This window comes from Nocardia sp. GCM10030253 (assembly GCF_042675075.1).
Lineage (GTDB): Bacteria > Actinomycetota > Actinomycetes > Mycobacteriales > Mycobacteriaceae > Nocardia.
Genome location: NZ_JBHTDL010000009.1, coordinates 264,361 through 284,287 on the forward strand (window position 1 = coordinate 264,361; position 19,927 = coordinate 284,287).

Consider the following 19,927-nt stretch of genomic DNA (forward strand, 5'->3'; position numbering starts at 1 on the left):
GTGTGCGAGCGAATTAAGCTTGGCCGATGACCAAGCAGTTCACCTCGGTGTGGACCCGCGAGCCCCGCCAGCCGAAGACCGCGGGACTACGCCGCGAGCAGATCGTCACCGCCGCGGTCGAACTCCTCGACGCCGAGGGGATGGAGGCATTGAGCATGCGCAAGCTCGGCGCCAAACTAGGCGCGGGCGCGACCAGCCTGTACTGGCACGTCGCGAACAAGGACGAACTGCTGGAACTGGTCCTCGACGAAATCTGGGGCCTGGTGGACACCCCGGAGCCGGAAGAAGCATCGTGGCGCGAAGTGGTGACGACGTTCGCCTACAGCTTGCGCGTCACCATGCTCGCCCACCCGTGGGTGGCGCCCATGGCGGTCCAGATGCCGAGCATCGGCCCGAACTCGTTCCGCCTCGGCGACCGACTGCGCCGCACCTTCATCCGAGCCGGTTTCACCGGCGTGGACAACTATCTCGCGACCAGCACGGTGATGAGTTACGTACTCGGCCAGGTTATTCCGGAGACCACCGCGGACAAGATATTCGAAGGCGGCCTCGACCCCGAGAACATGATGCAGGTGATGGACCAGGTCGGCCACGACTACCCCGAGATGATGGAGGACTACCGCAATACGGTCCCGACCGACGCGACTGTCGCCCGCGCGATGGCCTTCGACTTCGGCCTGCTGTGCGTCATGGACGGCCTCGAAGCACGGTTGCGTACCTCGCGGCAGTCCTGAACCACTACCCGCAGAGAGCCGTATCGACGAGGTCCTCCATTTCGCCCAGGAATACGCCCATAGTGAGTAGGACGGTGAGTTGGTTCGTACTGACCGTCACTGCGCGGTCAGCGGTCGCGGCGCCGAAGACGAGGAAGCCGTTCATGGCGCCGCCGTGACTCCAGGTCTCGATGCCGCAGCGGTTGATTCGACGAAACAGGCCGAGACCTACCTCGGCGGGACGACGTGGGTCATCGGTGGGAACGGTGCGCTGCATCTCGGCCTGTTCGGCGGGTGGCAGCAGCCTTCCCGACAGCAAGGCCATGAAGAACTGGTTCAGGTCGGCGCCGGTGGACACCAGGGCGCCGTCGGAAAGACCCCAGCCAGGGTCGATGTCGGTGATGTCGACGAGGGTGCCGCCGAAGTTGTGATATCCGCGCGGATGCGGTTGCCGAATCACGTTCTCCACGGGGAACAATGGCCAGTAGGTATTGCGGAGCCCGAGCGGCACCAGGACCCTGCGGGTGACTTCGATGCCCACCAAGGAACCGGTGACCTCCTCGATCAGCTTGCCCGCCAACAGATAGTTGGTGTTGGAGTAGCCGAAGTCCGAGCCGGGGAGGAATACGGACGGCTGGTCGAGGCCGATTCGGATCAGCTCATCGGCCGGTCGATACCGGCGTAATGCCTCGACCGATCCGAGGTCCACATAGTCGAGGTAGTCGGGGATCCCGCTGGTGTGCTGCAACAGATTTCGGACGGTGATCAGCCTGCCGTCGCCACCGGGTCCGTGGACCTGGCCCGGGAGATACCGCTCCAGCGGCGCGTCGAGTTCTATTCGATGTTCCGCTACCAGTTGCAGCACGACCGTTGCGACGAAGGTCTTCGTGTTGCTGGCGATCCGCACTTGGGCCGCATCCGGGAAGGCCGTACCGGTCGTCAAATCGCCTACACCGCTATTGAGCTGGGTATCGGTTCCGTTCTCGGTGAGCACCAACTGCGCACCGGGCACCAAAGAGCCCCGGACCAGTGCGTCCAGACCTTCCTGCAGCTTCTCGGTGTGCACCGGAACGGATCCCGGATCGGCACTCGACGTCGTCGGAGCCAGTGGCGAAACCATTGCGGCCACAGCCAAAAATGCCGTCATGGCAAACCGTCTCATCGGGCCTCATTCTCCTCTGCCCGTGACCGTCCTACCGATAGGCGATCATTCGAGGCTCGAATCCAAGTACTGCGCGAGGGCATACCCGCACGGGACTCCTTCGGTTCGAACCGTCGCCGATATGCAACAACCGACGACTCGGTATCACTCCTGCTCGACGAACCCCTTGATGCGGTTCAACGTCTCGCGCATGCCGTCACGATTGGTCCTTCCTCGTGCCCGACCGGCCACCAGCCAATACAGCCGCAGCGGGATGATGTCGGCCAGCCGGAACGACTCGGTGACATCGGTGCCGCCCTCGACCGTCTCGAACCGGTAGCTCCAGGTGTTGACCGCCATCCCGCGGGGACCGAGCACGGTGAAGGCGAACTCACGGCCGGGCCGGCAAGCGTCGATCCGGCAGACCGTCCAATACTTCAGGCCCCAGCCATTGCGGTTGACATGGCCACGGAACTTGACGCCGACGGCGGGGGCAGTCGCACCACCGAGCCATTCGGCGCCGAACGTTTCCGGACTGAATCGTCCGGTATTCGTGATGTCGCTGACCAATTCCCAGATCTTGCCGGCGGGCGCGGCCATCCGAACCGTCACGCTGTCGTACATGCCCGAACGCTATCACCGACCGTACGGACTAGAAACGCGTGACGATGCGGCGGTCCAAGCTCATCGGCCGCCGTGCGGCCGAGCTCGCGATGCAGCTGCGGCGGCGTCCATGTGCCTCTGGACATCGCCCGGCTGCCTCGATAGCGTTCGAATCAGATACTCAACAAATTGACTATGAAAGGTGGGGCATGCACCCGTTCCGGAAAGCCGTCGAAGCTGGTGACGCGGCCGCCATCGAAGCACTGCTGGCCGACAATGTGGTCTTCACCAGCCCCGTCGCATTCAAGCCCTACCCGGGCAGGGCCATCACCGCGGCAATCATCCGCGGCGTGATGCGCGTCTTCGAAGAGTTCCACTACATCCGTGAGATCGCCGACGCCGACGGACTCGACCACGCGTTGGTCTTCGAAGCCACCGTCGACGGCAAGCAGCTCACCGGCTGCGATTTCATCCACATGGATGCCGACGGCAAGATCGACGACCTCATGGTCATGATCCGCCCGCTCTCCGCAGCCAATGCGCTCGCCGCGGCCATGGGCGCCCAGTTCGACCGGATCCAACGCGAGGCCACCGAGCAGATCGAACGCGAGGCCGCGGGCACATAAAAGCATGACGTAGGTCACATTTCCCCGCGACGGAATAGCGAGCGCGCCATCCCCGTTCCATTGGTTGCCACATCCACCAAATGGATGTAAGACTTGGATTGAGGAGGTGTCGTGCAGTTCGGAATCTTCACGGTCGGGGACGTGACCACCGATCCAACCACCGGTCGGACGCCGACCGAACACGAGCGCATCAAGGCGATGGTGACGATCGCACGGAAGGCCGAAGAGGTCGGCCTCGACGTATTCGCTACCGGTGAGCACCACAACCCGCCGTTCGTGCCTTCGTCGCCCACCACGATGCTCGGTTACATCGCCGCCCACACCGAGCGGCTGCAACTGTCCACCTCCACGACGCTCATCACCACCAACGATCCGGTGAAGATCGCCGAGGACTTCGCCATGCTGCAGCACCTGGCCGACGGCCGGGTCGACCTGATGCTCGGGCGCGGCAACACTGGGCCGGTCTATCCCTGGTTCGGCAAGGACATTCGCGACGGCATCCCACTTGCCATCGAGAATTACCATCTGCTGCACCGGCTTTGGCGCGAAGACGTGGTCGACTGGGAGGGCAAGTTTCGTACGCCGCTGCAGTCGTTCACCTCGACACCCCGCCCGCTCGACGGTGTCGCACCGTTCGTGTGGCACGGGTCGATCCGCAGCCCCGAAATCGCCGAGCAGGCCGCCTATTACGGCGACGGATTCTTCGCCAACAACATCTTCTGGCCGAAGGAGCACTTCCAGCGGCTGATCGAGCTGTACCGGCGCCGCTACGAGCACTACGGTCACGGCTCCGCGGACCAGGCGATCGTCGGCCTCGGCGGACAGGTCTTCATGCGCAAGAACTCTCAGGACGCGGTGCGCGAGTTCCGTCCGTACTTCGACAACGCCCCGGTCTACGGCCACGGCCCCACCCTGGAGGACTTCACCGAGCAGACGCCGCTGACCGTAGGCAGTCCGCAAGAGGTCATCGACAAGACGCTGAGCTTCCGCACATCCTTCGGCGACTATCAGCGCCAATTGTTCCTGATGGACCACGCGGGCCTACCGTTGAAAACGGTGCTGGAACAACTCGATCTACTCGGCGAGGAGGTTGTCCCCGTGCTGCGCAAGGAATTCGACGCGCTGCGCCCGGAGCACGTCCCCTCGGCACCGACCCACGCCGCTCTCGTCGCTGCCCGAAACACGGTAGTGGAGGTAGCGGAGTGACTCGCATCGCCGTCATCTCGGCCGGGCTGTCACAACCGTCGTCGACTCGACTGCTTGCCGACCGCCTTGCCGCCGCGACCGATCGGGCGCTGACCGCGTCCGGTCGGGCCGTGCGGTTCGATGTCATCGAATTGCGTGACCATGCCCACGATTTGGCCAACAACCTGGTGACCGGCTTCCCTGCGGGCAGCCTACGGGAGACGATCGACACCGTCGTCGAAGCGGACGGCATCATCGCCGTGACACCGATCTTCAACGCCTCCTACAGCGGCCTGTTCAAGACCTTCTTCGATGTGCCCGAGTCGGATTCACTCACCGGAATGCCGGTGCTGATCGGCGCGACCGGCGGCACTGCACGCCACTCCCTCGCACTCGAGCACGCCGTGCGGCCGATGTTCACCTACCTGCGCGCTGTTATCGCGCCGACCTCGGTGTACGCGGCCTCCGAAGACTGGGCGTCCGCCGACACCGACGGACTCAGCGCCCGAATCGACCGCGCGGCAGTGGAATTCGCCGACGCATTGGCCACGGCGCATCACGACCGCCCGTCCGATCCCTACAACGAGCCGGTGCCGTTCGCGCAATTGCTCGGAGGTGCCGCGAGCTGACCACTGGTGCACCGGCGCACCAATCCCCCAGCGCTACTGCTGGATACCCTTTTCACACCACAGTAATTGAATAATCAATTATATTAGGAGACATCATGTCGACCAACACCGTCAACGCCCTGACCACCGGAACCTGGGCGATCGACCCCGCCCACTCCGCCCTCGGATTCTCGGTTCGCCACCTGATGGTGAGCAAGATCCGCGGCCGGTTCGCCGATTTCTCCGGCAAGCTGGTCATCAACGAGGACGGCACCGCACAGGCCGATGCCGAGATCCGCGTCGACTCGGTGACCACCGACAACGAGCAGCGCGACGGCCACCTGCGCACCGCGGACTTCTTCCACGCGGAGGACTTCCCCGTCGCCACCTTCTCCTCGACCGGATTCCGGGTCAATGGTGACGACTTCGTGGTGGACGGCAACTTCACGATCCGCGGCGTCACCAAGCCGGTCTCGCTCGATGTCGAGTTCCTCGGCGTCAACCCGGGTATGGGCAACGGCCCGGTCGCGGGCTTCGAAGCCAAGACCGTCATCAACCGCCGCGACTTCGGCATCACCATCGACATGCCGCTGCCCGACGGCGGCGCCGTGATCGGCGACAAGATCACCCTTACCCTCGAGATCGAGGTCGGGCTGCAGAGCTGATCACCCCTCTCGAAAGCTGAAGCCGCTGCAACGGCTTCCGATCGGCGCCGAGTCCCACCCGTGGGGCTCGGCGCCGATTCCGTTCGTGCGCACCCGCGTGGTGTTTCGGCCTCAGCCGAATGATGGTGCGCGTACTGCCCGCCGTTTCTTACGCTGCTGAGCGCCAACGACTCAGGAGTTCGACATGACGAAGGATGTAGCGGCGCGGGGTGACGGAGTTGTCGCGCTGGCGATCGCGGACGCGGTCGATAGTGTCGCGGTCGCGTGGAAGCGGTGGCGAACGGCCGAGCCGGTGCAACAGGAGCCGCTGGCGCCACGGCCACCCGCCACAGTCGACGCACTGCTGACGGGACTGGATCCGTTCACCTCCGCACGGCGGTGAGGTCCTCGACAACGCGCGTACCGTGGTGCGGTATCGAGTCACGACGATGCGGGGCAGCCCATGAAGCGAATCCACTGCACACCTGAGGATTTGATGCGTGTCCGGATCGGGGCGCCACTCGGTGCACTCGGTGAAACGATCTTGGCCACCAGGGTTGTGCAACGCACCGGCGTGGCCGTGTTCGACGGCTGGCGCAGGCAGGTACAGGACGCGATGCCGGACGACTTCGGTGTCCTCGCCGGCATCGTTCCCGCCGAGGACGACTTCGTCGATTTGATCACCCCCACCCGAGGTGCGCGCTCGATGCCCGAGGGTATCGAGGCCTTGCACCTTGCATCGCGCGTCGAGATCCGCCGGGAGCTGGACGCCGTGGTTCGCCGCCGCGCACAATTCGGATACCGGCCACTCCCTGCGTGGACGGCGTATCTACCCGACCGAGATGGCAGTGCGCTGCGCGATGTCGCCGCTGCCGTCGAGGCGTTCCATACGGCGGCATTCGCAGGCAGATGGGTGCACATTCAGTCGTATCTCGATGTGGCCGCTGAACGAATGGCTCGGACGATGGCCACCGAAGGCGTCGAAGGACTGTTCGCCGGACTGCGCCCATACGTGCACTGGCGTGCGCCCATCCTGGAAGTCCATACCCCCAGGGAATGCCATGCCGAGCCGCTCGGCGGACGTGGCTTGATCATCGTTCCCTCGCTGTTCGTCGGCCCCCGGGCGCTCGTGCTGCATTCGACCGTCGAAAAGGACGCGCCGAAAACGCTGGTTGTCCCGGTATTGCGTGACATCGGCGATTTCGCGGCGGCGTGGGGTCCCCGCGCGACCAACGAGGCATTGAACGCCCTGCTCGGGCGGACGCGAGCAGCCGCGCTCCAGGAGATCGCGGCAGGCTGCACCACGACCGAACTTGCTCGCCGACTGGGTGTTTCACCCGCAACGGCGAGTGAACACGCTTCGATCTTGCGGGAGTCCGGGCTGATCGAGAGCCGACGGCACCGTAATGCCATGCGGCACGAGGTGACGACACTCGGCGCGGCATTGCTCGACGGTGATCTCGACAGCGGCGTACGCATCGCATAAAGGTGTGTCGGCTGTCGGCTCGAGGTCCCGGTCGACGCGCCGGGCACCGCACACCGCAACCATTGCCCACACTGTCTGACCAGCCGTCACGTCGACCGGCGTGTCCCGGGCGATCGGGCCGAATCCTGTGGCGGCCGGATGACCGTGGTGAGCATGTCCGCACGCGAGGACGGCGAATGGCTACTCGTCCATCAGTGCCTGGCCTGCGGATCGTTGAAGGCCAACCGCATCGCCGGTGACGACAACGCGCTGGCGTTGATGCGGATCGCTTTGCGCCCGCTGGCCGATCCACGGATCGGTCAGCGGGCACTCCTCGCGTTGTGAGAGCGTCCGGTGCCTGTGAATCAAGTCATTCGCCCAGGTCGGTCAGCGCCGGCAAGGCTACCCTCAGCCGCCGGTAAACTACGGGGCGGGACAGTAACTAGATGGTGCGCCGCGGGGAACACACGGCGTGCATAGGAGATCCATGTCGAGTCGCCGCTTCCGATCGAGTGTCGCAGCGGGTGTTGTGTTGGTGGCAGCCCTGGTCGTCGCCGCGTGTTCCTCGGCGCCGAAGCAGGCGACGGGACCTGCCGATCCGGCGTCCGCCGCGATCTCCATCAGTCCTGAGGACGGCGCGAGCGATGTCGACCCGCTCGGCCCGGTCCGGGTGACCGCGGGCGACGGCCAGCTGACCTCGGTGACCATGACCAACGAACAGGGCAAGACTGTCGAGGGCATCCTGACCCCCGACAAGACAGCCTGGAAACCCGCCGAGCCGCTCGGCTACGGCCGCGTCTACAAGGTGACCGCCGAGGCACTCACGATCACCGGCCCCACCGGCCCGACGACGGCGACGTTCGCCACGCTGACCCCGAACAACCAGACCAAGGCCTATCTGAACACCACCGGCGGCACACCGTTGACCGACGGCGGCACGTTCGGCGTCGGCACCGTCATCGTCGCGCACTTCGACGAGGACATCCCCGACCGGGCCGCCGCCGAGAAGCGGCTGGTAGTCACGACCACACCGACTGTCGAAGGCTCGTGGTACTGGGTCGACAACCGCAACGCGCACTGGCGCCCGCAGCAGTACTACACGCCGGGCACCAAGGTGAGCGTCGCGGCGAACATCTTCGGCGCCGAGCTCGGCAAGGGCCTGTTCGGCCAGGAGGACAGCAAGACTTCGTTCACCATCGGCGCCTCCCACGTATCGATCGCCGACGACAACACCAAGCAGGTTCAGGTTTTCGAGAACGGCAATCTGATCCGCACCATGCCGACCTCGATGGGCATGGGCGGCAGCGAGGTGGTCGCGGGAAAGACGATCACTTTCTGGACCCAGCCCGGCGTGTACACGGTCATGAACAAGGCCAACCCGGTGATCATGGACTCCTCCACCTTCGGACTGCCGGTCAACTCCCGACTCGGCTACAAAGAAACCATCAACTGGGCGACCCGGATCAGTACCGACGGCATCTATCTGCACGAGCTGGCATCCAGTGTGTGGGCCCAAGGCAATACGAATACCTCACACGGCTGCCTCAACCTCAGCCCCGCGAACGCACAGTGGTTCTTCAACTTCGCGGTGCCCGGCGACATCGTCGAGGTCCGCAACACCGGCGGCGCCCCGCTCGAGGTCTGGCAGAACGGCGACTGGGGCCTCCCGTGGGACCAGTGGCAACAGGGCAGCGCACTGCGCTGATCTTCGACCGAAGGGCAGTGCCTTGGACATCTCGACCATGCCGCGCTCCTACGGCGCCACCCTGCCGAGTTGGGTATTCGACGAGCTGAACGCGGTGCCGAACACACTGGCCACCGACGAGGAACGAATGTCGTTGGTGCACAAGCTCGCCGCACGCAACCCGGTGGAGGGCTCCGGCGGCCCGTTCGCCGCACTCGTCGTCGACAGCGGCACCGGCGAAATCGTTTCAGCCGGCGTCAACCTCGTTCTCGCCAGCGGCCTTTCGGCGGCGCACGCCGAGATCGTCGCGCTCTCGCTCGCACAGACCCGCGTCGGAGGCTGGGACCTCGGCGCGGCCGGTGCTCCGGACCGCGAGCTCGTCGTCAACTGGCGACCCTGCGCCCAGTGCTACGGCGCCACCCTGTGGTCGGGCGTGGAACGCCTGGTCGTCGCCGGTGAAGGCCCGGAACTGGAGCAGCTGACCGGCTTCGACGAAGGCCCGATGCGCGCGGACTGGGCCGAGCAGTTCCGCAGCCGCGGCATCGAAGTGGTCTCCGATGTGCTGCGCGAACAGGCGCTGGAAGTCTTCGCCGCCTACAGCCGGATGGCCGCCGATCATGGCCTCACCGTCTACAACGCACGCGGGACCGCTCGAGGAAGCCTGCGCGCTGTCCCGATACGAGGCCGGACTGTGCCTGCGACAACCTCGCTGCCCGCCGGTGGCGCACGGGGAATGTCGGTGCCCCTTGCTAACTTTCGAGATGTTCTGATCTCACGAAAAAAGCGGGGCTATGCGAATGACCACCGGGGGCACTACCTATCTCGAACTGTCCGAAGACGGCGGTTCGGCACACAAGTTCTATGAGGTTGTCGTAGCGGGCACCGAGGTGACCATTCGCTACGGACGCATCGGCGACCAGGGACAGACTCAGGTGAGCTCCTTTGCCACCGAGGAGAAAGCGAGGTCCGCCGCCGCGAAGAAGGTCGGCGCGAAGGTGCGCCGGGGCTATGCCCCCGCGGTCATGGGTGCGCGGACCAAGCGTCCCGTCACCCGGCGCGCGATCGTCAGCCAGCGCTCCACCGCGAAGTCGGCACCGGTCCTGTGGACCTTCGACTCGGGAGCGGCCGCCTTCGGCATCTTCGTCGACGAGCACCGCTGCTGGGTCGGCAACGAGCACGGCGACGTATTCACCCTGACGCCCGCCGGCGATGTCACCGGCCGATTCCGTCTGCCGGATGCGGTCAAATGCATTGTGGCCGACGACTTCTGGATCTACGCCGGGTGCGACGACGGCAGGGTATACGACCTTTCCGGCAAGGTGCCCCGGGCCGCCTACGACATCGCCGCCAACGTCGACATCTACTGGCTCGACATCCACGACGGCATTCTCGGCGTCTCCGATCGAGACGGTGGCATCACCGTGATCGACCACGAGGAGGAGTCGCTGTGGACCCGGAGCAGCACCGGCAACTCGGGCTGGATGGTGCGCATCGACCGCGACGGTGTTTACCACGGCCATTCCGACGGTGTCACCAAATACGCCCTAACCACCGGAAACCATCAGTGGCATGTCCGCACCGGCGGTCCGGTCCTCTTCGGCTGGCAGGAGACCGACGCGGTGTACGCGGGCACCAGCACCCGCCAGGTGCGGATGGTCGCCAAGAACGGCCGGTCCGACCGCGCCTACCAGTGCGATGCCGCCGTATTCTCTTGTGCCACTTCACCGGACGGCCGCTACGTCTTCGCGGGTGACAACTATTCTTCGGTCTACTGCTTCGATTCCAGCGGTCAGCGCCTCTGGAAGCTGGCCACCGGCTGCGGATCGGCGTACTCCATGCAGTACCACGACGACAAGCTGTACCTCGTCACCACGAACGGGACGCTGGCCTGTCTCGACGTCAGCGAGGCGGCCATCCACGATGCGGAGCAGGGCGTTCTGCCCGAGACGATGTCGGTCAAGGCTCCGGAGATCTCCGCCGTAACTCCCAGCAGCACAGTCGAAGTCGCTGTCGACGCGGGCACGGGCATCGTCGTGGAGTGCGTCAATGATGGCGGCAACCTGCGGGTACATGTCGTATCCCCCGGCTACCAGCGCGGCTGGAACGTCCAGTTCCCCCGCGATATTCGCGAGGCAGGCGTCCGGTACGTCGTCGACGCGGTCGCCGAGTCGGCTCGCGGTGGGTTCTACCGAGTCCGTGGCGATATCCGGCGATTGCGCTGACGTGACCACGAACCAGGCGTACCGGAATTCTCCTGCTACGCCTGGTTCGTAATACGACCTACTGGCCGCGGACATTGATTCGGCGGCCATCGCAGTCGGCAATACCCGCGCTGCTGATCATGTACGGTATCGTCCGAAATGTGACCCAGGCAACATTCAGTCGGTCTCGGCGATGACCGCACTCAACTCTCGGACCCTTTCCGATTTCGGCGCTCCGGTATCGACACCCACCTATGACCGCACCGGAATACGTACCGGGATAGTGCATTTCGGTGTCGGCGGCTTTCATCGGGCACACCAGGCCCGGTACCTCGACCTGCTCCTCGAGCTGGGCGTCGCCCGGGAATGGGGAATCTGTGGCGTCGGCGTGCTCGCGCAGGATCATCGGATGAGCGAGGTGATGGTCGAGCAGGATTGCCTGTACACGCTGTGCATCACCGAACCCGACGGCACCTGGATACCTCGCGTCGTCGGCTCGATTGTCGACTACCGCTACGCACCGGCCGATCCCGAAGCGGTCATCGAGAAACTCGCCCACCCTGACACCCGCATTGTGTCGCTGACCATCACCGAGGGTGGGTACAACATCTCCGCGACCACCGGTGAGTTCGACGTGGCGAATCCCGCCATCCGCGCCGATCTGGCTCCTGGCGCTGTCCCCGCGACCGTCTTCGGCCTTGTCACCGAGGCGCTTTCACGGCGCAAAGCACGCGGAACGGCGCCGTTCACGATCATGTCGTGCGACAACATTCAGGGTAACGGACATGTTGCCCGCACCTGCTTCACCGCCTTCGCCCGACTGCGCGATCCCGAACTGGCCGACTGGCTGGCCCACGAAGGCGCGTTCCCGAATTCGATGGTCGACCGGATCACCCCCGCCACGACCGCTGCCATGACGGCCGAGCTCACTCGCCGGTTCGGCATCGACGACGGATGGCCGGTAGCGACCGAACCGTTCATGCAGTGGGTGCTCGAGGATGCGTTCACGTTGGGCCGACCCGATTTCGGCCGGGTCGGTGTGCAGTTGGTCGAGGACGTCGCGCCCTACGAATTGATGAAGCTGCGGATGTTGAACGCGAGCCACCAAGCGCTGTGCTATCTCGGACACCTGGCCGGATACCGGCTGGTGCACGAGGTCGTTCAGGATCCCACGTTCACACAATTCCTGCTCAGGTACATGGACAAGGAGGCGCGGCCGACATTGCTGCCCGTCCCGGGTATCGACCTCGACGCCTACCGGGACACGCTCATCGAACGGTTCTCCAACGCCGCGATCGGCGACACCGTGGCGCGACTGTGCGCGGAATCGTCCGACCGGATACCGAAGTGGCTACTGCCGGTAGTGCGCAGCCAGTTGGCCGAGGGCGGCGAAATAGTGTGCGCCGCAACGGTGGTCGCCGCGTGGGCGCGCTACTGCGAGGGGATCGACGAGCAGGGTGAACCGATCGACGTCGTCGATCCGCTGCGGGATCGCCTGATGGCACTCGCCCGCCGCCAGCGCGATGACCCGACCGTATTCCTCTCCGACCGATCCGTGTTCGGAAACCTGATCGACGAGCCCCGCTTCGTCGCGGCCTACCGCACGGCCTTGGCAAGCCTGCATACCCGTGGCGCGCGGGCCACTGTGGTCGACCTACTGCGCGAATGAACGAGCCACCTGAAGCGCAACTCGCTGACTCGTGAACGAGTGGACCGGCACCATCGACGACATGGCAACGAACGCGGTGTTCGGTTACCGAGACAGATTCGGACGGGGATGTCGACTGTAGTCGCGGATGGCTAGAGCACACTCGTCGTCGACGCCGGTGCCACGGAAGTCCGCAAGGACAGCCATCGTCGGGAAGAGGTGGCTGAGGCCGAACTGCCGGAGCCCGGCGATCGGTGCGCCGTACTCTGTGACGATTTCGCCGAGGACGGAGGGGGCCGCTGCCGCGCCGACGTGGTCGGCCACGATGGCGCGGATACCGTCCTCGAAGGCGTCCCAACCGCGGCCGCCAAGGAAACGCCGCACCCGGTCGACCTGGTGGATGAGCCCTTCGATGCGAGGTAGGTGGGTGATCAGCCGCGCATCGGTGGGTTCGGCCGCGCTGATCTCGATCACTCCGGGATCGCCGTCGACACTCACCGTCCGTCGGTAGATCGTCGTCGTGGCGTTCTCGATGCCGCGGATCGCGTGGCGAGCGAGGTGTGACAGTCGTCCGTCCGCGGGCGCGGTCAGCGGAACGCGCAGGGTGAGACCGCCGTCGGCGACCAGCCGATCCGCGCGGCGCCGTCGTCGGCGCAGCTCGTGCGGCGCGGATCGGAATGTGGCGGTCATGACTCGATTGAACTGGCGGAGGCTGCCGAAACCGGCGGCGAAAGCGATGTCGGTAATCGAGAGGTCAGTGTCGTCCAGCAGGCGCCGGGCGAAATGCGCGCGACGGGACCGCGCGAGCTGATCGGGTGTTGCGCCGACGTGATCGTGAAACATCCGGCGCAGATGCCGTTCCGATACCGCGAGCCGAGCGGCGAGCGCCGCCTCATTGCCCACGTCCAGTGCGCCCTCTGCGATGAGATCGACCGCGCGGCACACCAATTCGGATGTGCTCGTAAGTCTGGCCTCGGCACGATACGGCCTGCACCGGTGACATGCGCGAAACCCCGCCGCTTCCGCACCGGCCTGCGAGGTGAAGGACACGACGTTCGACGGCAGTGGGCGTCCCGGACACGGCGGCAGACAGTAGATGCCTGTCGTGACAACGGCCTGGAACGCTCCCATATCCGAAGTCTGCGCGCAGGAAAGCTCGCCGACCAGACATATTCGGACAGGTCTGTCACCGCGTCCGAATATGGCCGGATCGGCGGCCGCGCGCGACCCAGGATTGGCCGCATGGACGCAACAACAAGCAAGAAGCTGATCCTGCGGGCGTGGAGCGAGTTCGCCACCCAGGACCCCGACCGGATCGCCCCGCTGTTCACACCCGACATCGAATGGCTCGCCCCGCCGGACAACGCCACTGCCCGCGCACTCGACGGCACCCATCACCTGATCGGCCGAGACCGCGTCGTGCACTTCCTGACCACCGAATTCCCCTCGGTATTCGCGGCCGACAGAAGAGTGGACTTCAAGGCCCTCACCGCCGAGGGCGCCACAGTCGTAGTGGAGACCCGTATCCGCGCAACCCTGATGAACGGACGCCACTACGACAATGACTACTGCTTCATCTTCGAGCTATCCGATGGCCTGATCCACCGGGTGCGCGAGTACATGGACACCCGCCGCGGTCAGGAAATGTTCGGCGGTACCGAAGCCCCTACCGGCGATCCTGCGCTACCTCGCCGGTAACGACCAGATCGGGAAATCTCGAACAGTTCGGCTCGCCATCAAAACAATCTCAGCACGCTCAAGCGCCAGCCTTTGGCGCGAGTGTGGGTGATCCTGGCGGCCAGGGCGAAGTGGCGGCGGCTGCGGTCGTATGCGGCGCACACTTCCGCGGCGGCGGCATCGACCATGACAACATCCACCCGGGTCAGCACCGCCGCACCCAGCGTCCGGCCCGGTGCCAGGTCGGCTCTGACCAGAGTCCGTATCGCGGACACCACCGGAGCCTCCGCGACAGCGACAAGCTGCGCGACCGGCCGCCGATGATCGAGCACCTCGAGCGCGAGCCGCAATGTTCTATCGACGAATATCTTTGTCGCCGAATCTACTTCGAGAACCGCCGCCTCCGCGGCTGACAATCCGCTCCGAGTCCGACGAACGCCCGCCGAATCCCCCGGCGAGCGTGCGTGACACATCCGCTCGCGCGCAGCCACCGGCAACTCATCGAACTCCATTGCCCGACGAGATGGCCTGCACGGCTGCAAAGGCGGCTCACTCCGCGGCGCACGCGACAACGCCCTGCGATACCCGTCCATCCAACATCCCCCTCACCCCAGATCGCGACCCCCGCGACCGAATCGCGATAGCATGCCACGGATTTCGAGCCGAGTAAAGATGCAGGTCAGCAACCCAAGCGTCCGCTCGGGCACACCGATTCCCGACCACAACCGCCGCATGCCGTCGCACAGTGTCGTACGTGCCGCACCGAGAGTCTCAGCCGCGCTTCCGAGAGCGACTTTCGCCGCGAACACCGCCGATCGCCCGAGCAGACGCCTTCAAATCCGCGAGGAGATGGCGCGGTCAGACGGTGGCGAGAACACCGTCGAATGCGGCTTCCGCGGCACCAAGAAGTTTCAGATCGGCTCCGAGGGAGGACTTTTCGATGCGAACACCGCCGATCGCTCGGCTGACCATGCTGCGGCGGCGGACCTGGTCGGCGGCTCGCTCCACTACGGCGTCGGGCAGCGCGGTGAGCAGGTCGCCGAGGACGACCAGTTCGGGGCCGAGGATGTTGACCACGTTCACCAGACCGAGTGCGAGCCAGTCGATGTACTCGTCAAGGCGGTGGATCGCGGCGGAATTGCGTTCCAGCTCACGGAGTTCCGCGACGATCGCACCACGTGGGCTGTCGGCGGCGAGGCCGAGAGCTCGGGTCAGCGCTGCCTCGCCGACCTCGGTCTCCCAGCAGCCTTCATTACCGCAGTGACACTTTCGGCCGCCGGGTCGCACCGTCATGTGGCCGATCTCGCCGAGATATCCCGCCGCTCCACGCAATAGCGAACCCTGCGCGATAAGTCCCCCACCTACTCCGATGTCGGCCGAGACGAACACCGCGTCCGATACGCCGCGTCCGACGCCGCGCAGATGCTCGGCAAGCGCGCCGAACTCCGCATCGTTGCCAACGACCACAGGAACACCGAGCAGCGTGCGCATCCGATCACCCAGCGCGACATCTATCCAGTCGAGGTTGGCCGCGTCGTGCACATGGCCGTCGGAGCGGCGCACCACGCCCGGTACCGAGATCCCTGCTGCGGCGGGGCGCAGACCCAGGTCGCTGGCCAGCAGTGCCGCGGATTCCGCGACGTGGGTCATCACCTCGCCCGACTCTCGTTGTCGCCCACGCAGATTCCAGCTGTCGCGGCCCAGGATCTGGCCACCGAGGCCGATCAGCGCAATCCCGACATGTTCCACCTGCACGTCCACCGCGAGCACGACCACCGCCTGCGGCTGCGGCAGCACCAGCAGTGACGGTCTGCCCGCGCCCCGCGCGAGCCGGGGCACCCGTTCCTCCACCACTCCGGTCTCGGCCAGACCGTCCACCAGCATCTTGATGGTGGAACGGTTGAGACCGAGTTCCGTCGCCAACGCCGCCCTTGTCGCCGGGCCGCCCGCGTGCAACCGGCGCAGCAGGATCGCCCGGTTGACTCGTCGCAACTCGTCCGGGCGGGCGACGGCGGGGCTGGTCATGCCCTCAGGAATACCATCACCCGCACTCAACCTTCCGTTGTGGCGGCGCGGCGGCGCGTCAGCGCGTCGACGGTCGCAGCCAGCAACAGCACCAGCCCGGTGACGATGGCGACCACCGCGGCGGGTTGCTTCAGCAGACCGAGTCCATTGGCGACGACAGCGAGCACCGTGCCGCCGATCACCGCGTCCGCGACCCGACCCTTGCCGCCGAACAGCGAGGTGCCGCCGATCACCGCGGCACCGACGGCAAACAGCAAGGTGTTGAGCCCGCCCGCCTGCGGATCGACCGAGCCGACCTTCGACGAGTAGACGATCGCGCCGATCGCCGCGCACGACGAGCACACCACGAAAACGCTCGCCCGGATTTGGGTGACGTTGATGCCCGCCCGCCGCGCGGCCTCGCGATTGCCGCCGACCGCGTAGATGTGCCTGCCGTACGTCGTCCGGTTGAGGACATAGGTTCCGACGACGAGCAGTGCCAAGACAATCGGCACCACGTATGGCACACCGCGGATCTCGATGGCGTCATTGCGAGACCTGTTGATCGTCAGCAACGCGGTAGCCACCGCCGCCAGCACGGTCAACGTCGAAACCTTGGCCACCACAAGGGGTGTCGGCTGAGTGACGAGGCCGCGCCGCAGTCGCAAGATGTGTCGGCCGATGGTGAGCGCCGCATATCCTCCTGCCGCCACGACGAACAGCGTCCAGCTGCCCACCGTCGACAGATTGCCGTTGGCCACTCGATCGAGCACCGTCGACGAGCTGATGCCGAGCACACCGCCCTCGCCGATCAACTGCAGAATCACCCCTTGCCACGCCAAGAACAGCGCGAGGGTTACGACGAACGACGGCATGCCGATCTTGGCGATGAGGAAGCCGGTAATGCAGCCGATCGCGGTGCCGACGCACACCGCGAGGAGCATCTCGATCCACGGATTCGCCCCAAGCCCGGACACTGCCAGCACAAGCCCGAGCAGCGACATCGCGACGCCTGGCCAGATCCGCAGTAGCCCCGCCAGCACGGCCGCCAGTATGAGCATCGCGACGAAGATGATGAACACCGTCGAACCCATACCCCCGACCAGATTTCCGTTTTCGACATAGTGCATGGCAAGTACGGCGCCCGCCACGCCGGACGCGGTGCCTGCCGACAGGTCGATCTCCCCGATCAGCAGCACGAACACGATGCCGATCGCGATAATCGTCTGCCCCGCTCCCTGCGCGAGCAGGTTAGCGATGTTGTTCAGCGAGAAGAACACATCCGACAGCGCCGAAAACATGATGACGAGCGCGACCAGTCCGAGCAGCGCGGGCAGCGAGCCGATATCGCCGCCGCGCAGCCGGGACAGGTATTCACGGACCGCATCGGCGGTGGACTGCGTCGTGGTGTCGATCCCGAAGTCGGCGACCGCCGTTTTCGCCGGGACAGCGGAAGTATTCGTCATCTCGTTGTCTTTCTCGTTCACAGCACCGCGGATTCGGGTCGAGCCAGCCCAAGATCACCGGAGCGGCCCGCGGTGATCAGTTCGACGACCTGACTGTGGGTGACGTCTTTGGTGTGCACCTCGGCCGCCATCCGGCCCAGATACAGCACGGAGATACGGTCGGCGACCTCGAAAACGTCAGCCATGTTGTGGCTGATCAGCACCACGCCGAGGCCTTGTTCGGCGAGCCGCCGGACGAGGTCGAGGACCTGCCGGGTCTGGGCGACGCCGAGCGCGGCCGTTGGCTCGTCGAGCAGCACCAAATTGCTGTTCCACAGCACCGATTTCGCGATGGCAACCGTCTGCCGCTGCCCGCCGGACAACGCCGACACCGGGGTGCGCACCGATTTCACGGTGCGCACCGACAGCGATGCCAGCGTCTGCCGTGCCGCCTCCTCCATGCTCGCCTCGTCCAGCAGCCACGGACGCCCGCGCTCCCGCCCGAGGAACATGTTCTGCACGATGTCGAGATTGTCCGCCAACGCGAGATCCTGGTAAACGACCTCGATTCCGAGCTCCGCCGCGTCCTTCGGACCACGGATGTGCACCGGCTCACCCCGGTATTTCACCGTCCCGGAGTCGAAAGCGTGAATGCCCGCAATGCATTTCACCAATGTTGATTTGCCAGCACCGTTGTCGCCGACGAGAGCGGTGACCTCACCGGCAGGCGCCGTGAAATCCACATCGTGCAGGACGTGGACCGGTCCGAAACTCTTATTGAGACCGGTGATCTGAAGAAGCGGCTCACTCATAGTCCGCGCCTCAGGAAATGCCGAGCTCGGTGCAGGCCGCCGCCAGGTCGCCGCCGCAGATCTCCCGCGCCGGGACATACCCTTCGGCAACTACCCGCTTGACATCCGGCCGGGTGATCGAGAACGGCTCCAGCAGCACGGATTTGACCTCACGCTTGCCCTTCGCATCCCGACTCACACCGGTAGCGAGGGCATCGGCCGCCGCTTTGTCGTTATTGGCGAGCGCGACAGCAAGCTTGGCCACCGCATCGGCTTCCTGCTGTATCGGCTTGAACACGGTCATGTACTGATCCCCGCGCAGAATCGCCTTCAGGCCCTCGGCCGTCGCATCCTGGCCGGTCACCGGCACCTTCCCATTGAGCCCATTCTTCTTCAGCACCGTGATCACCGCGCCGGCCAGACCGTCATTGGCAGCGACCACCCCGTCGACTTTCCCGGCGTTCGTGGTCAGGATCTGCTCGAAGGTGGTGCCGCCCGTCTGGTTGTTCCACCCATCGATCGGCTGGCTCTGCACCAGCTTCAGCGCGCCCGAGTCATACAGGGGCTGAAGCACTTTCCGCTGCCCGTCGTGGAACAGGGTGGCGTTGTTGTCGGTCGGCGCCCCCTCGATCTCGACGACCTGCCCACCCGGCTTGCCCTTCAGCGCATCGGCCAACCCCTGACCTTGCAACTGTCCGACCCGCACGTTGTCGAACGAAACGTAGTAGTCCGAAGACCCACCGAGATTGAGCCGGTCGTAATCGATCGTCGGAATACCGGCCTTTTTCGCCTTGGCCGCCACCGCACCGCCGACCTCACTGTTGATCGCCGCGATGATCAACACCTTCACGCCCTTGGCGATCATCCCGTCCGCCAAGGTCGTGAACTTCTGCACCTCCCCCTGAGCATTCTGCACATCGGCATCGAAACCCTGTGCGCTCAAGGCTTTCTCGAGCATCGGCTTGTCGAACCCCTCCCACCGAGCCGAGGTAGCGGTCTCCGGCAGGATCACCCCGATCGTCCCGTTCTTGCCACCCCCGGTGTTCGTCCCGCCGCCCTCATCCTCACGAGAGGAGTTCGCGCCGCAGGCAGTGAGCGCCAATATCCCGACCAGCCCCACCGCCACAGCCCCGTGCCGCATCCCGACCCGCGCCCGTCCGTGCCCGTTTTTTCTCAACGAGACCTGGCTTTTAGTCCGCATCTGGAGGAACCTTCCTGGAACAACCGACGACCCGTCGGAAGGACTCCGGCACCGCGTCGAGCTAATATGTTGTGGGCAACAACATATGCCGGGAGGGGGTGCTGAGGGTCCAGATAACATCACGATTCGGCAACAGTGACCGCGCCGACGGCATCGGTGCCGCGAGTCGCGCGCGGCCCCTTCGTCTGCGTGTGAGTGGGCGGCTCCCCCGAGCGCGAACGACGAATATGCGCACGCCTGGGATGATGCAATCTTCGCCGATAGCTGAAACGAATACCTCGTTGGGATCGA

At 65.3% G+C, this 19,927-nt stretch carries 20 protein-coding genes and 1 pseudogene; 13 read left to right on the forward strand and 8 right to left on the reverse strand.

Annotation, left to right across the window (positions count from 1 at the left end; translation table 11 throughout):
* The first annotated feature begins 26 nt into the window (after positions 1–26).
* The gene (locus ACFQZZ_RS21870) at positions 27–734 is read left to right on the forward strand and encodes a TetR/AcrR family transcriptional regulator C-terminal domain-containing protein (RefSeq protein WP_378683716.1); all 708 of its coding nucleotides are present in this window, start codon (positions 27–29) and stop codon (positions 732–734) included.
* Between the two features lie 4 nt (positions 735–738).
* Here the strand turns inward: ACFQZZ_RS21870 and ACFQZZ_RS21875 are convergent, their stop codons facing one another.
* Together ACFQZZ_RS21875 and ACFQZZ_RS21880 are read right to left on the reverse strand one after the other, a co-directional pair.
* Entirely contained in the window at positions 739–1,875 is a 1,137-nt protein-coding gene (locus ACFQZZ_RS21875) for a serine hydrolase domain-containing protein (protein WP_378683719.1), read from the reverse strand.
* Positions 1,876–2,019: 144 nt separating this feature from the next.
* Entirely contained in the window at positions 2,020–2,478 is a 459-nt protein-coding gene (locus ACFQZZ_RS21880) for an SRPBCC family protein (RefSeq protein ID WP_378683722.1), read from the reverse strand.
* Between the two features lie 188 nt (positions 2,479–2,666).
* Between ACFQZZ_RS21880 and ACFQZZ_RS21885 the strand changes: the two genes are divergently transcribed.
* The 11 genes and pseudogenes from ACFQZZ_RS21885 (at position 2,667) to ACFQZZ_RS21935 (ending at position 12,539) form a co-directional block, all read left to right on the forward strand.
* Positions 2,667–3,083, forward strand: a complete 417-nt coding sequence (locus ACFQZZ_RS21885; RefSeq protein WP_378683725.1) for a nuclear transport factor 2 family protein — start codon at positions 2,667–2,669, stop codon at positions 3,081–3,083.
* A gap of 111 nt (positions 3,084–3,194) precedes the next feature.
* Positions 3,195–4,289: an LLM class flavin-dependent oxidoreductase gene (locus tag ACFQZZ_RS21890; RefSeq protein ID WP_378683728.1), complete on the forward strand. Its 1,095-nt coding sequence runs from the start codon at positions 3,195–3,197 to the stop codon at positions 4,287–4,289.
* Positions 4,286–4,897 (forward strand): FMN reductase, encoded by a 612-nt coding sequence (locus ACFQZZ_RS21895; RefSeq protein WP_378683731.1) that lies wholly within the window; start codon positions 4,286–4,288, stop codon positions 4,895–4,897. The genes ACFQZZ_RS21890 and ACFQZZ_RS21895 overlap by 4 nt, the downstream gene beginning before the upstream one ends.
* Before the next feature lie 95 nt (positions 4,898–4,992).
* Positions 4,993–5,541 (forward strand): YceI family protein, encoded by a 549-nt coding sequence (locus tag ACFQZZ_RS21900; protein WP_378683734.1) that lies wholly within the window; start codon positions 4,993–4,995, stop codon positions 5,539–5,541.
* A 184-nt stretch (positions 5,542–5,725) separates the two neighbouring features.
* Positions 5,726–5,923: a hypothetical protein gene (locus ACFQZZ_RS21905; protein WP_378683737.1), complete on the forward strand. Its 198-nt coding sequence runs from the start codon at positions 5,726–5,728 to the stop codon at positions 5,921–5,923.
* Positions 5,924–6,016: 93 nt separating this feature from the next.
* Positions 6,017–7,006, forward strand: a complete 990-nt coding sequence (locus tag ACFQZZ_RS21910; RefSeq protein WP_378683740.1) for a winged helix-turn-helix domain-containing protein — start codon at positions 6,017–6,019, stop codon at positions 7,004–7,006.
* 12 nt (positions 7,007–7,018) lie between these two features.
* Positions 7,019–7,330: pseudogene (locus ACFQZZ_RS21915) on the forward strand (RNHCP domain-containing protein); the annotation flags it as partial.
* 142 nt (positions 7,331–7,472) lie between these two features.
* On the forward strand, positions 7,473–8,690 hold the full coding sequence (locus ACFQZZ_RS21920) for an Ig-like domain-containing protein (protein WP_378683743.1): 1,218 nt from the start codon (positions 7,473–7,475) through the stop codon (positions 8,688–8,690).
* Between the two features lie 22 nt (positions 8,691–8,712).
* Positions 8,713–9,534 carry a nucleoside deaminase gene (locus tag ACFQZZ_RS21925; RefSeq protein ID WP_378683746.1) on the forward strand — a complete coding sequence of 274 codons (822 nt, stop codon included), beginning with the start codon at positions 8,713–8,715 and terminating at the stop codon, positions 9,532–9,534.
* Complete coding sequence (locus ACFQZZ_RS21930; RefSeq protein WP_378683749.1) at positions 9,467–10,891, forward strand: WGR domain-containing protein; 1,425 nt, start codon at positions 9,467–9,469, stop codon at positions 10,889–10,891. The genes ACFQZZ_RS21925 and ACFQZZ_RS21930 overlap by 68 nt, the downstream gene beginning before the upstream one ends.
* 172 nt (positions 10,892–11,063) lie before the next feature.
* Complete coding sequence (locus ACFQZZ_RS21935; RefSeq protein ID WP_378683752.1) at positions 11,064–12,539, forward strand: mannitol dehydrogenase family protein; 1,476 nt, start codon at positions 11,064–11,066, stop codon at positions 12,537–12,539.
* 84 nt (positions 12,540–12,623) lie between these two features.
* Here ACFQZZ_RS21935 and ACFQZZ_RS21940 read toward each other — a convergent pair whose 3' ends face one another.
* A complete protein-coding gene (locus ACFQZZ_RS21940; RefSeq protein WP_378683755.1) occupies positions 12,624–13,649 on the reverse strand; it encodes a helix-turn-helix domain-containing protein in 1,026 nt (341 codons plus the stop codon).
* A gap of 111 nt (positions 13,650–13,760) precedes the next feature.
* On the opposite strand from ACFQZZ_RS21940, the gene ACFQZZ_RS21945 reads away from it, so the two are divergent.
* On the forward strand, positions 13,761–14,216 hold the full coding sequence (locus ACFQZZ_RS21945; protein ID WP_378683759.1) for a nuclear transport factor 2 family protein: 456 nt from the start codon (positions 13,761–13,763) through the stop codon (positions 14,214–14,216).
* Positions 14,217–14,254: 38 nt separating this feature from the next.
* On the opposite strand, the gene ACFQZZ_RS21950 is transcribed toward ACFQZZ_RS21945, so the two are convergent.
* The 5 genes from ACFQZZ_RS21950 to ACFQZZ_RS21970 all read right to left on the reverse strand — a co-directional run bounded on the left by ACFQZZ_RS21950 (position 14,255) and on the right by ACFQZZ_RS21970 (position 19,561).
* The gene (locus tag ACFQZZ_RS21950; protein ID WP_378683762.1) at positions 14,255–14,611 is read right to left on the reverse strand and encodes an Rv3235 family protein; all 357 of its coding nucleotides are present in this window, start codon (positions 14,609–14,611) and stop codon (positions 14,255–14,257) included.
* Positions 14,612–15,053: 442 nt separating this feature from the next.
* Positions 15,054–16,220 carry an ROK family protein gene (locus ACFQZZ_RS21955; protein WP_378683765.1) on the reverse strand — a complete coding sequence of 389 codons (1,167 nt, stop codon included), beginning with the start codon at positions 16,218–16,220 and terminating at the stop codon, positions 15,054–15,056.
* Between the two features lie 26 nt (positions 16,221–16,246).
* Positions 16,247–17,665 carry a sugar ABC transporter permease gene (locus tag ACFQZZ_RS21960; protein ID WP_378683768.1) on the reverse strand — a complete coding sequence of 473 codons (1,419 nt, stop codon included), beginning with the start codon at positions 17,663–17,665 and terminating at the stop codon, positions 16,247–16,249.
* Between the two features lie 17 nt (positions 17,666–17,682).
* Positions 17,683–18,456, reverse strand: coding sequence for an ATP-binding cassette domain-containing protein (locus ACFQZZ_RS21965; RefSeq protein WP_378683771.1), 774 nt, complete (start codon positions 18,454–18,456; stop codon positions 17,683–17,685).
* Positions 18,457–18,466: 10 nt separating this feature from the next.
* Positions 18,467–19,561: a sugar ABC transporter substrate-binding protein gene (locus ACFQZZ_RS21970; protein WP_378683774.1), complete on the reverse strand. Its 1,095-nt coding sequence runs from the start codon at positions 19,559–19,561 to the stop codon at positions 18,467–18,469.
* Positions 19,562–19,927: the final 366 nt, after the last annotated feature.